Source organism: Candidatus Magnetobacterium casense (genome assembly GCF_019173545.1).
Lineage (GTDB): Bacteria > Nitrospirota > Thermodesulfovibrionia > Thermodesulfovibrionales > Magnetobacteriaceae > Magnetobacterium > Magnetobacterium cryptolimnobacter.
Genome location: NZ_JABXWD010000079.1, coordinates 1 through 12,010, shown reverse-complemented (window position 1 = coordinate 12,010; position 12,010 = coordinate 1). Strand labels below are relative to the sequence as shown.

Below are 12,010 nucleotides of genomic sequence, written 5' to 3'. Positions count from 1 at the left end.
GATATATCCCAAGATAGGCGAAACGCTGTGGTATGTTGCTCTTCGGAGAGAAGATTGGGTAGCACTTTTGAGTTTTTCAGCAGCAGCTTGGAAGTGCAAGGCACGCGATATGTGGATTGGCTGGGATTATCGCCACCAGTACGTCTGGCTGAAACTGTTAACCAACAACAGTCGTTTTGTGATTCTGCCAGATTGGCATGTTCCCAATTTAGCTTCACGGATTCTGCCGTTATGTCAAAAGCGTCTCAGCAGGGATTGGCAAGAGACCTTATCAGCCTTATACACCAGCCAGCTCATTCACCAGAACTAAATCCAACTGAGCATATTTGGGAGGAAATTAGGGAGAAATATTTGCATAATATAGCATTCAGTTCTCTATACCAATTTGAGCAAACGCTTTTCGTGGCCTTAAATGAATTGGAAAAAGACCCAACGAGGCTTACATCTCTAACAAATTTCCCATATATGAAAATTACTCATATGAACGCAACTTAGTATCATTTCTTATAAGATTAGTGTTAACTCAATGTAATACTATTATACAACAAACAGAGATATATTTACTATAAAATTCCTTATGGATAAACAATCTAACTCTACTTTTTTACTACGAAAGTTGAGATAAGTACCTGTCATAAAATTCTCTAATGCGATTGCCCTGGCCCTTGAGGCAAAAAACTTGACTATAGAACCTCAAATGTGATAGCCTATTTCATCTAAAAGATTTAGAAATGATTAGTTTAGGAGTTTTGTATGAAACCAACAAGAGGAGTAGTCACGAAACAAGTGCTGCTAAGTATATTTTTATCATTGTTAATAATCTGGGGGATAGGCACTAATTGTCTGGCCGTGGAAACGCTCGTAATAGAGGGGACGGGTGATAGTCAGGATTTACTGAGGATTTTGGCAAAGGCATACGAAAAAAACCACCGTGATGCACATATTGAGATACCTGATAGTATCGGTACCACTGGCGGTGTTAAAATTACATCCGAGGGAAAGTGCGTTATGGGAAGAACGGCACGTAAATTGAGAGACAAGGAAAAAGCGTACAACCTCAACTACAAGGAATTTGCATATAGCCCTGTTGTTTTTATAGCTAATCTATATGACAAAAAACCTGATAATCTTAGCACGGAGCAAATTATAGACATATTCTCTGGAAAAATCACCTCATGGGAGGAACTAGGCGGTCAGAGGCAACCGATATATGTCGTCAACAGACAAGAGGATGACTCGGCAAGGAATGTGCTGGAGCAAAACATGGCAGGGTTTAAGGACATAAAAAAACTTGCCGGTAAAACGGTATATACCACGCCTAAAACTATTGATATATTAAACCGATATAAGAATACCATTGGTTATGGGCCATATTCTATGACAGTAAATTCCGGTTTAACAGTTTTGAAAGTAGACGGCCTCTATCCTTCAATCAAGGATGTTCAAAGCGGCACCTATAAATTCATGGCACCATTTGGGCTTGTATGGAAAGGGGAGCTTACCGGCCTTGCAAAAGATTTCGTAGATTTTCTTTTTACTAAAGAAGCTCAGACAATTATGATTAAAAACGGGACTGTCCCAGTTAAGATGCAATAATGTTCTTATCGATAAAAAGCAAGATACTGATATCTCATTTTTGTGTGGTTTTATTTGTAGGAATAGCAATAGGGGCAAGCGGGATTTATTTTGTCTCAGACCACGTTAATGTTGACGAAACAAAATATCTACGATTTATGGCTAATATGATGAGGTTTCGGATACTTACTGCTATTGCCAATAAAACATTCATGTTGCAACGGATATTGGAGGGAAGGGAAGTGGATTTTTATATAGAGAGATACCAGGAACCTGTCCTTGTGCAATATCTTGCCAGATTTTCACAAGAATTTCCCGTGTTAAGTTATACAAATGTTACCGAAACTGTGGTGGATGAGGTGAAGCTTGTACACGGAAAAGTATCCACAGGCGATAACAACATGAAAGATTCCTCCATTTTAAAAAAGATAACGACAGAACCAGTCAAGGTTATTATCTCGGACGTGCAAAACAATACCGAACTTGGCAACCTTGCATTGGATTTTATTCTACCAAAATATAGTTTTTTTGGTGATAAAATAGTTGGATTTATAAAGGGCAGCGTGCTCCTTTCTGATATCACCGATGTCCTGTCAGGCGTAGAGGTGGGAGAAACCGGTTTTTTTTTACTGTTAAGCAATGAAAGAACAATTATATATCCCGACAGTAATCATAAGAAGATAGGCAAACTAATCGACAACGCGATTAATCACAATGATTTAATCCTAAACCCCGCATCGTTAACAAAAAACCTAAACAGGACATCTGTTTTAGGGATTGACAGCGTTGTGGTTTCTATTGCAATCGAAGAGGTCAATTGGTCATTACTGATAGTGGTGCCCTATGCAGAGTTCTACAAGGAGGCAAATAAAATAAAATACATCACGGTTGGTATATTAATTACAGTGTTAAGTATTAGCGGAGTTATTTTTACGTTTATAACCAACAACATAACCAACAGCATAATCAATCCGCTGAAGAGATTTATTGCATTTACAGAAATGATAAGTGTTGGGGATTATTCCCAAATAACCGATATTAGCTCAAAAGATGAAATCGGTGTGTTAGCAAAATCTTTTAATAATATGTTAATAGAGTTGAAAAAAACTCAACTGACCCGAGACATGCATCTTAAAAAGCTGGAGACTACCAATGAATACCTCAAACAAAGCCAGGCACAGCTTGTGCGAGCAGAAAAGATGGCATCACTTGGGCAGTTGGTAGCGGGTGTGGCACATGAAATAAATACGCCTGTAGGCATTGGTATAACCCTGTCCTCGACTATTGTCAAAACAACCGGCGATATAATGGCTGCCTTCAACAACAAGTCTCTTAATAAGACGCAACTTGAGCAATACATTAACGAGGTTGGAGAGGGTAGTTCCGTTATATTAACAAACCTTCTTCGCGCTGCCGATTTAATTAAAAGGTTCAAAATGGTATCTACTGACCAGTTGACACAGGATAGGCGCAAATTTAAGATAAAAGGCTATTTAGAGGAAATACTGATGACCCTTAAGCCAAAGCTAAAGGGGCATCCTCATACTATTGAAATACACTGTCCAGAAGACCTGGAGATGAATAGTTATCCCGGGGCGTTAGCTCAGATAATGACAAACCTCCTGCTGAACTCTCTTATACATGCCTATGACCCTGACGACAAAGGCAATATAACAATTGAGGTCATAGATAAAGAAAGAACAATTGTTGTAGAATATAGCGATGACGGCAAAGGTATGTCTACAGAGAATCTAAAGAGGGTATTTGAGCCTTTTTTTACAACCCAGCGAGGGACGGGCGGCACCGGCCTTGGGTTGCATATTGTGTATAATATAGTGACACAGACCTTTGGTGGACATATCGAGTGTAAAAGTGTTGAGGGAGAGGGGACACGATTTATAATCACTTTCCCTGTCAGTGCACTGGAGAAAGCATGATTGACCATAATGATGACGACAGCTTCTTCTATCAGGGGGACAGTGTAAGCGATCTCTCAGAGACGACCCAGAGGTGGAAGGTAATGATCGTAGACGATGAGCCGGAAGTACACACAATGACGAGATTTGCGTTGAATAATTTTGTCTATGACGGCAAGTCTCTGGACTTTTTAAGCGCCTACTCCGGCGGTGAGGCAAAACGCCTCATTGCTGAAAATCCTGATACTGCCGTTATGCTTTTAGACGTCGTGATGGAAGAAAGCCATTCCGGACTCGATACCACAAAATATATCAGAGAAGAACTGAAAAATAACCTTGTACGTATTATTCTAAGGACAGGTCAACCAGGACAGGCTCCAAAACAGGACGTCATTGTTAATTACGATATCAATGATTACATAGAAAAAACAGAATTAACAATAGACAAGTTTAACATAGCAATGATCTTATCCCTAAGGACATACAACGACATTATAACCATTGATAACGCAAAAAGAAGTATTGAAAAAGCAATCGCAGAAAAAGAGGCTTCCATTGCTGCCAACTCTGCCAAGAGCCAATTTCTTGCCAATATGAGTCATGAGATTCGCACCCCGATGAATGCCATTATTGGATTGACGGAACTTACCCTTGATACGCAATTACAGCCACAGCAAAGGGAATACCTCGAAGCGGTGCTTAACTCAGCCAATGCCCTTTTAGCGCTCATAAACGGCATCCTGGACCTTTCAAAGATTGAGGCGGGTAAGTTGGAGCTTGAGGAGACGGAGTTTGACCTTCGACAATTAGTGGAAAACATATGTGCCCCACTTTCAGTTCAGGCACACAAGAAAGGACTGGAACTCTCAAACCACATAAAGCCGGGGGTACCTCTAAAACTAAAAGGCGACCCGGCCAGACTTGGGCAGATACTTTTTAACTTAGTGGGCAATGCGATTAAATTTACCACAACAGGTGAAATATTGGTGGAGGTGCAGTTACAGCCGGATAATACGGATGATAAATCGACATTACTACATTTTGCGGTAACGGATAGCGGCATAGGGATACCGGCTTCTAAATTTGACCAAATATTTGAGAGCTTCTCACAGGCAGACGGCTCAACGACAAGAAAACATGGGGGTACCGGCCTGGGCCTTGCCATAACAAAACAGTTGGTCACGCTTATGGGCGGTAGAATGTGGTTGCAAAGCACTGAGGGTAAGGGCAGCACCTTTCATTTTACCGTCGGCTTTGGCCTGAGCGAAAACACACCAGAGGTCTCCGGCGATAATAACATGAAGGTACTTTCAAAGCACCCTGGAAAAACAGACGGAATGCAGCCAAAACCTCAAGCGCCTCAGGTTACAGAGTCCTCGTGTCGCATCCTGCTTGTTGAGGATAACATGGTAAACCGGATGGTTGCCGGAGCGATATTAAAAAATCACGGCTATACCGTAACGGAGGCAGTGGATGGTGAAAAAGCGATTGCTCTGGTTTCCGAGGTAATGTTCGATTTGATCCTGATGGACGTGCAAATGCCGGAAATGGACGGTTTTGAAGCAACAAAACTGATAAAATCCACTGAAACCGCCCGTAATATTCCCATTATTGCAATGACCGCTCATGCACTAAAAGGAGACAGGGAGCGTTGCATAGAGGCAGGAATGGACGACTATATCACGAAACCTATTAACGCCAAAGAGCTGATTCAAATTATCAGAAAATATACCCATAGAGAGTGAAAGTTCCGGCTCTTTCTCAAAGCGAATAAGTAATTTGGGAGATCCCCTCCCACAAGGGGAGGGAGATTAGAGAAACATCGGCTTAATTTTTTACAGCAGATTTCGATTGGATTAAATACAAAACACACGGCATTTTTAAGGGGTCAAGGGGTTAGCGACCCCCGGCATAAAGGGAGGACTGGTCCCCTTGCAGGGGGTTCTAAAGGGGGGCGGAGCCGCCCCTTTCCTTCTTGTATCGCACGCAATCGAAACGTGCTATAATCATAAATGTATACTTTATCTCCCTACCAATACAACCATAGAGCGTGGCCCGACGAGAAAGTTATGTTGATCACCAAGCACAGGCTCTTTGCTCGGCTCACTGCTGTCCTGGGGTGCGGGCATACCGGTATTGACCGCTACGTGCCACTTCATGGGATCAGGCAGGTGCGGTATCTCAAAGCCCAGGTGTTCCCAGAACATGTTCATTGCCACATAGATGTAGTCGTCTCTGACGGCGCCCTGCTTGGCGTGCTTGCCGCAGAGCATAAACGCAAGGACACGGCTCGTTGCAGACCAGTCACAGCGCCACGCCCTTGTGCCGTGGAAACTGATATCGGGATAGCCGCTTCCAACGTAGTCCTTGTGCTGGAAGTGGTGCCGGATGCGCAGAACGGGATGGGCACGTCTAAAGTGGATGATGTGCCTGGCAAATGTGAATAGTTCATTGTTTGTCTTTAACATGTCCCAGTTGAGCCAGTTGAGTTCGCTGTCGTGGCAGTAGGTGTTGTTGTTGCCGTGTTGTGTGCGACCCACCTCATCGCCCATCAGGAGCATGGGCACGCCGGCGCTGACCATCAGGAGGGTAAGGGCGTTTTTGATCTGTCGTTTGCGCAGGGCGTTTATGCCCTCATCCTCAGTGGGACCTTCCCAGCCACAGTTCCAACTGTTGTTGTCGTTGGCGCCGTCGTTGTTGTTTTCTCCATTGGCCTCGTTGTGCTTGTAGTCGTAGGAGAACAGGTCATTGAGGGTGAAGCCGTCATGACAGGTGATGAAGTTGATGCTTGCCGTTGGGCCGCGGAAGGCATAGAGGTTTGGAGAGCCTTGGATACACTGGGAGATATCCCCAAGTATGCCCATTTCACTCTTGAGGAATTTTCTGGCACTGTCGCGGTACTTGCCGTTCCACTCGGCCCAGCGTCCGTAGGCGGGGAACGACCCCACCTGATACAGTCCGCCGGCATCCCAGGCCTCGGCTATCAGCTTACACTTGGCAAGGATCGGGTCATACGCCAGCGACTCCAAAAGCGGCGGATTGGACAGCGGATACCCCAGGGGGTCACGCCCAAGGATCGACGCCAGGTCAAACCTGAATCCGTCTATGTGATACTCCGAGGCCCAGTACCTCAGGCAATCCAGCACCATGTTGCGCACAATGGGGTTGTTGCAGTTGAGCGTGTTGCCGGTGCCGGAGAAGTTGAAGTAATATCCTTCAGGGGTTAGCATGTAGTAGGTCTTATTGTCTATCCCCCTGAAGGAGATGGTGTGTCCGCGGTGGTCTCCCTCGGCGGTGTGGTTAAAGACCACGTCCAGGATGACCTCGATGCCGTTTTTATGGACTTCCTTGATGAGGGTCTTTAGCTCATCCACCTGCATACCATACTTGCCCGAGGCCGCAAACCCAGCCTTTGGGGCGAAGAATCCAACGGTGCTGTAGCCCCAGTAGTTGACGAGTTGTGCGCCGGTTTGCGGGTGCTTGCGGCTGCCCTCCCACTCATCGAACTCGTAGATGGGCATCAACTCTATGCAGTTGACGCCAAGCTCCTTGAGATAGGGGAGTTTTTCCCTCAGGGCCGTAAACGTTCCGTTGTACTTGGTACCGGCAGACTGATGTGCGGTAAAGCTCCGCACGTGCATTTCGTATATGACCAGGTCCTCTATGGGGGTCTCCAGGGGGCGGTCATTTTCCCAATCGAAGTCTTCAAAGGCGAGCATTGCCCTGTAGGGATAGACGTCGTCCCAATTGGGTGCTGCAAGCCAGGTGTTGCGGCCTCCGATGGCCTTGGCATAGGGGTCACAGAGGACATTGGATTTGTCAAAGCGATGTCCGGCCTTTTCGTCATAGGGGCCATCCATCCTGTAGCCGTACTGCAGACGTTCGTAGTCCAGGTCAAAGACCACGATGCAGTATACGTTCCCGATCCGGAATTCCTCCGGGATGGGTATCTCAACAAGCGGGGCAGGAGCACCCTTGTCAAACAGCACTAACGTACATGCCGTGGCGGCGCTGGAGTAAACCGAAAAGTTCACCCCATTGGGCACCATCGTTGCCCCAAAAGGCAGGGGTTTACCTTTTCTGAACTTAAACCCTGCGTGTTCGTGGGTTGGATAGTAATCGATTCTCTGGTCTATCATCGTCCCGACTCCTATCCTATCGCCTTTATACCGGCCTGCACGTCATCGGCAATGACAAAGAAGTTTATAAATCCGGTCATTTTCATCACTTCCACGATCTCCTCCATCACGCTGACCAGGACAACCTTGCCGTTGCGTGACTTCATCTGCCTGTAGACCAGCATCAGCATTCGCAGACCGGCACTTGACAGAAAACTCACCTTCTTCATGTCAATCACCACCTTGTCCTTACCCTCCATGCCCTCAACCACTTGCCGCTGGATAGCAGGGACGCTGTTGCTATCAACGCTGCCCTCTATCGCCACTACCGTAACACCGCTGACCGTGCTCACAGTCACCATTGACGTCCTCCTTTGATATTAAATCCGGTTTAATCCAACCAGGTCTTTGGCGTTACCTTCACCCTTACCCTGATTTGTTCACCGGTACGAGGCAGGTTTACGGTCAAAGCGTTGGCATCAAAGTCCTTATATGGTTCATCGTTTATGTAACACTCGCTGATGTATATGCTTCCCTGTGGGAGGATGTCGGGGGAGACCCTCAGCACGTTGTTTGGTAATGAGTCTGGATATGGCTTAAAGTAGAAGTTCAGGGGCTGCTTGGTGATCAAGAGGTTGATATACACAGCCGATAGATAGCACAGCTCCATGCTGTGATACCCGCTCATGGAGTGACTGCCCTTGAAGCGCTCGTTACCCAGCAGATATGGCAGGCCATTGGCCAGGGTGTTGAAGTACACGCCACCGTCGTCGTGGTCGAGGAAGAAGGCGCTGTAGTATGCCGCAGCCTCGCGGGAGAGTCTCAGGTACTCCTCATCCTTGAGGATGCCGTGCATGATGAGGTATGCCAGGATTGCCTGTTCCTGCTGCCACCACGCCTTACGGTCATGCCAGACGAAGCGGTGATGTTTGCCGTTGGGCTTTATCACGCGCTCTACGACATCGTACCAGCCGCCGCGTTGAAGGTCGCATCCCACCTTGGGCATAAGCTCGGCTATCTTGCGGGCGAAGTCAACGTACTTCTGTTTGGGTGTAAGGGACTGCATTCTCATAAGATTCCAGGCGATCTTGAGGTTGTGGCCGACCACGGCGCGGTCCTGCTGCCAACCCCAGGTCTTATCGTGGCTCCAGTCCTCAAAGAAGCGTTCCTGGACAAAGGGGCTGTTTTCATAGTCCTGGAAGCGGTCCGTTATGGTGTCAAAGGTGTATTCGAGGAAGTCGGCGTATTCTTTTTTGCCGGTGGCGAGGTAGAGGTTGATGAGGTATGCCGGGGCGTGGTCTCCGACGGAATTCCAGTTCTTTTTAGCGCGGTTGGCACCCAGGGAATCGGCACGGGGGTTTAGTCCGATGGGGTCTATGTGGGAGAAGTAGCCGCCCTTGTCGTTGTCCTTGTAGAAGCGCTCAAAGAGTTTTACCGTCTGTTCGATATCCCATAGAATCCGCTTGTCGCCGGTTATGCGATAGGTTTGAGTGGGGCCTGCCAGGGCGTATATCTGCTCGTACATGGGCAGGGAGTCGTAGTCGTCGCCAAACTCCGAGGTGAGGAGCTTGGTTTCTTTGTTGTCCGGACCAAGCTTGACGCCGTGGTACCAGTAGATCAGGGCCTCTTGCTCATCGTAGAATCTCATATGTTCACGCAGGTATTCGGTGCCCTTTTCGGCGCCCTCCAGGAAGGCATCGTTACCCGTGAGCATATACGCCGAGGCAAAGCCGTAGACGAGGCGGGAGATGGTGTCGGTTTCCTGGAGTTGGTCGCCGGTTGTTTTTTTGCCGCCGGCCAGGTGCAGGAACGTACGGTACTTGGTGTAGTCGATGGTCTCCTCGGGGTGATTGAACTGCCATTTCAGGTAGCTATTGCCGATTGAGTTGATCTGCTTTATCCACCACTGTGGCTCTTCATGGCGGTAGTTGCCCGGACCGTTACCGGCAAACACCAGCCACTGGGCCTCAAATCTCATTTCGCCACCATCAACGGGGTAAAATGTACCATACGTAAAGACAAATTGACGGTTTAGCGACAGAAGCTGATTGAACACCCCCGTGGCATCCATGTATGATTCGTCCAGGTCAAAGGAGAAACGGCCATAGGTCGTGGGGGTCAGGTACACCTTAAACTCACGGCTGTCCGACGTCCTTACCATATACCATCTCTCAAGATTGTTGAATCCTGTGACATAACCTGCAATTGTGTCAGAAAAAGTAAACTCTATGCTCATAGAAAAAAAATCCTCCTTAGCTTTAAATTTCGATTAAATTATCTACATTGGGGCCCCCCCTCTCAGAGGTTCCACACCCTTCTGGCTTAACGAGTTTTGTCAGACAGCAGTTGTATTATTGTTCTGGCAAACAAGTGACAGTGTCCGCCACTACGGCCGGTTACCAGGTCGCCATCGACAACCACGTCCTGGTCAACGTATTCGATACCCATGTTTCTGGCATCCCCGATTAGGTTATTGTGCACAACTGCCCTTCTGCCACGTACAAGCTCTGGGGTTGGAGCCAGCAGCCACATGCCATGACAGATCACGCCCTTTAAGATGTCCTTTTTGGCAAAGACCCTCTTTAAGAACTCACTGGCCGGCGACAGCTTGGTTACGTCTGTGGTATAACGCAGTCTGTCGGAGACATATCCGGCGGGGACGATTATGGCCGCGTAACTGTCCAATTCTGCGTCATCCATGCCCTCAAAACTCTTATTGCACTCTATCGGAACCTTCCACTCGTGCCCCTGAAACGTGATCCGGTCCATGCCCCACAGACGCGACAACAACTGCACCTGCGCACCTTCCTCGGGAAACCGGAACTCATAGTAAAATATCTCCTTCTCATAGTAGTCACCCTCTATGAGTATGCCGATCTTTTTTCCTTGTAACAACATAATTTCTCACCTCCTTTTGGTTTAAATGTTAAACATTTTATTTATTCGCTCTTCCCACTCATCGTCATTATATTCCTCCGCCTCTGCTGTGGGCGTTATCAAACAGCCAGAAGGCCAATATCCGCGTCAGAAAAGGCATCACCACATACGTCAGCAAACTAACCAATATTGTGGTCTTTAATATATCCTGAAAGAACAACGGCAAGGCGGTGATCAGCGGATTGACCACAAAGTTCAAGGCCTTTAGCAGGGGATAGATCGCTGCAACAGTGACGATGACAATCTTATACCGTGGCGGGCCTTGGGACTCTGTGCCAGGTTGCATAAACCAGAAGTCAAGCCCTGTAAACTTCTGCATCGTCGGGTCTTTTTCCTTAAACGCCTCAGCGCGTCTGAGCCAGTCTCTTTTTATGTCGGAGTCTTCCCACTTTCTGAGGTTTTCGATGCTGTTGAACCTGAATATGATGACATACTCACCCTGAGTCATATCCGGCTTTTTTACGCGTACGCCCTGGTGGCCGTTGAACTTTTTGGCCGCCCCGATGACTTCCTCCAGCCCGGCCTCAAACTCCCGTTCGAGGCCGGGCTTGATCTTCCACGAAACGATTATGGTTACCGTCTCATCCATGTGGTGTGTGCGCTATATCCTGAACACCGGATAGCCCAGAGCGGTTGGACGTTTGTCCTTGGTTGACATATCGTTATCTGCCGGTCGTGCCCCCAAACGCAGGATTTTCCCTGTCTTATCGAGCCACACCAGGTCATACTCCTCTTCGTAGTCCTTGACGGACTTAAAGAAAGAGCACCCATTAGCGGATATGTCCTTCTCAATCTCAAGCATGAAGCCCTGCCCGCCAAATCCAAGACTGTTGATAACCTGTTCGTCAGACGTACGCAGTGTGAGGGTCTTTCTGTGGAAACCAAACATGGCATTGTAGGCCCCCTCAACAACGGAAGACGGCGAATCTACCTCAAAGAACCCCTCGGCGTGAAAGCGATATACCGGATATTTCAGTTCAACATCCAGATACATTGTAAAGTATAGGCTCCATGTGTTTTCGAAAAAAGTAAACTCCCTTCTGGCAAACGTCCCATTGCCCAGGTCCTCAGCATCATGGCTCCCCCAAAAAGCAATTAATCCATAGATGTCAAATGAAGGATCATGTTGTCCCTTATAGCCCTTACTCTTCCAATAATCAATTAATCTGTCGAGGTTGGATACAATCTTTTTTTGCCCCATAGCCTTAATCTCCCTGTTTTTCAGTGTTATCCATACCATACGATATGGGTCTGTCTAGATCATGAAACTCCTTAAAACATATACATTACGTTTACCCCGTAGACAAAGGTGTTATCTATTTTGCCATGCGGGTTGTATGATGTTCCATTAGGCGCCTTGCCTGCATCTGCCGACAGGGGATACCAGAATTGTGTCATGGGTTGTATGAGCAAGTTCTTTACCACCGGCACGGTAAAACCCGCCTGTAACATACCATCATGAAA

The 12,010-nt window shown here is 47.2% G+C and carries 11 protein-coding genes; 4 read left to right on the top strand and 7 right to left on the bottom strand.

Annotated features, from left to right (window positions below):
- The 4 genes from HWQ67_RS06230 to HWQ67_RS06215 all read left to right on the top strand — a co-directional run.
- Positions 1-310: Druantia anti-phage system protein DruA (locus HWQ67_RS06230; RefSeq protein WP_218251810.1), on the top strand; the 310-nt coding region annotated here is incomplete at its 5' end.
- A 443-nt stretch (positions 311-753) separates the two neighbouring features.
- Positions 754-1,596, top strand: a complete 843-nt coding sequence (locus HWQ67_RS06225) for a substrate-binding domain-containing protein (protein ID WP_218251809.1) — start codon at positions 754-756, stop codon at positions 1,594-1,596.
- Positions 1,596-3,512: a sensor histidine kinase gene (locus HWQ67_RS06220; protein WP_218251808.1), complete on the top strand. Its 1,917-nt coding sequence runs from the start codon at positions 1,596-1,598 to the stop codon at positions 3,510-3,512. Before HWQ67_RS06225 ends, HWQ67_RS06220 begins: the two co-directional genes overlap by 1 nt.
- Positions 3,509-5,236: a response regulator gene (locus HWQ67_RS06215; RefSeq protein WP_218251807.1), complete on the top strand. Its 1,728-nt coding sequence runs from the start codon at positions 3,509-3,511 to the stop codon at positions 5,234-5,236. The genes HWQ67_RS06220 and HWQ67_RS06215 overlap by 4 nt, the downstream gene beginning before the upstream one ends.
- A 276-nt stretch (positions 5,237-5,512) precedes the next feature.
- Here HWQ67_RS06215 and glgX read toward each other — a convergent pair whose 3' ends face one another.
- The 7 genes from glgX to HWQ67_RS06180 form a co-directional block, all read right to left on the bottom strand.
- The gene (gene glgX, locus HWQ67_RS06210) at positions 5,513-7,630 is read right to left on the bottom strand and encodes a glycogen debranching protein GlgX (protein WP_218251806.1); all 2,118 of its coding nucleotides are present in this window, start codon (positions 7,628-7,630) and stop codon (positions 5,513-5,515) included.
- A gap of 11 nt (positions 7,631-7,641) precedes the next feature.
- On the bottom strand, positions 7,642-7,971 hold the full coding sequence (locus HWQ67_RS06205) for an STAS domain-containing protein (RefSeq protein WP_218251805.1): 330 nt from the start codon (positions 7,969-7,971) through the stop codon (positions 7,642-7,644).
- 29 nt (positions 7,972-8,000) lie between these two features.
- Complete coding sequence (locus HWQ67_RS06200; protein ID WP_218251804.1) at positions 8,001-9,845, bottom strand: AGE family epimerase/isomerase; 1,845 nt, start codon at positions 9,843-9,845, stop codon at positions 8,001-8,003.
- An 86-nt stretch (positions 9,846-9,931) separates the two neighbouring features.
- Positions 9,932-10,507, bottom strand: a complete 576-nt coding sequence (locus HWQ67_RS06195) for a DJ-1/PfpI family protein (RefSeq protein WP_218251803.1) — start codon at positions 10,505-10,507, stop codon at positions 9,932-9,934.
- A gap of 67 nt (positions 10,508-10,574) precedes the next feature.
- Positions 10,575-11,135 carry an antibiotic biosynthesis monooxygenase gene (locus tag HWQ67_RS06190; RefSeq protein WP_218251802.1) on the bottom strand — a complete coding sequence of 187 codons (561 nt, stop codon included), beginning with the start codon at positions 11,133-11,135 and terminating at the stop codon, positions 10,575-10,577.
- 12 nt (positions 11,136-11,147) lie between these two features.
- Complete coding sequence (locus HWQ67_RS06185; protein ID WP_218251801.1) at positions 11,148-11,786, bottom strand: hypothetical protein; 639 nt, start codon at positions 11,784-11,786, stop codon at positions 11,148-11,150.
- Between the two features lie 32 nt (positions 11,787-11,818).
- Positions 11,819-12,010, bottom strand: a 192-nt coding sequence (locus tag HWQ67_RS06180; protein WP_218251800.1) for a hypothetical protein, incomplete at its 5' end; no start/stop codon positions are given.

What these genes read in the sequence shown, in the direction of transcription:
- glgX (WP_218251806.1), bottom strand. Translation starts at nt 7,630, where the DNA reads ATGATAGACCAGAGAATCGATTACTATCCAACCCACGAACACGCAGGG.
- HWQ67_RS06200 (WP_218251804.1), bottom strand. Translation starts at nt 9,845, where the DNA reads ATGAGCATAGAGTTTACTTTTTCTGACACAATTGCAGGTTATGTCACA.
- HWQ67_RS06195 (WP_218251803.1), bottom strand. Translation starts at nt 10,507, where the DNA reads ATGTTGTTACAAGGAAAAAAGATCGGCATACTCATAGAGGGTGACTAC.
- HWQ67_RS06205 (WP_218251805.1), bottom strand. Translation starts at nt 7,971, where the DNA reads ATGGTGACTGTGAGCACGGTCAGCGGTGTTACGGTAGTGGCGATAGAG.
- HWQ67_RS06220 (WP_218251808.1), top strand. Translation starts at nt 1,596, where the DNA reads ATGTTCTTATCGATAAAAAGCAAGATACTGATATCTCATTTTTGTGTG.
- HWQ67_RS06225 (WP_218251809.1), top strand. Translation starts at nt 754, where the DNA reads ATGAAACCAACAAGAGGAGTAGTCACGAAACAAGTGCTGCTAAGTATA.
- HWQ67_RS06185 (WP_218251801.1), bottom strand. Translation starts at nt 11,786, where the DNA reads ATGGTATGGATAACACTGAAAAACAGGGAGATTAAGGCTATGGGGCAA.
- HWQ67_RS06215 (WP_218251807.1), top strand. Translation starts at nt 3,509, where the DNA reads ATGATTGACCATAATGATGACGACAGCTTCTTCTATCAGGGGGACAGT.
- HWQ67_RS06190 (WP_218251802.1), bottom strand. Translation starts at nt 11,135, where the DNA reads ATGGATGAGACGGTAACCATAATCGTTTCGTGGAAGATCAAGCCCGGC.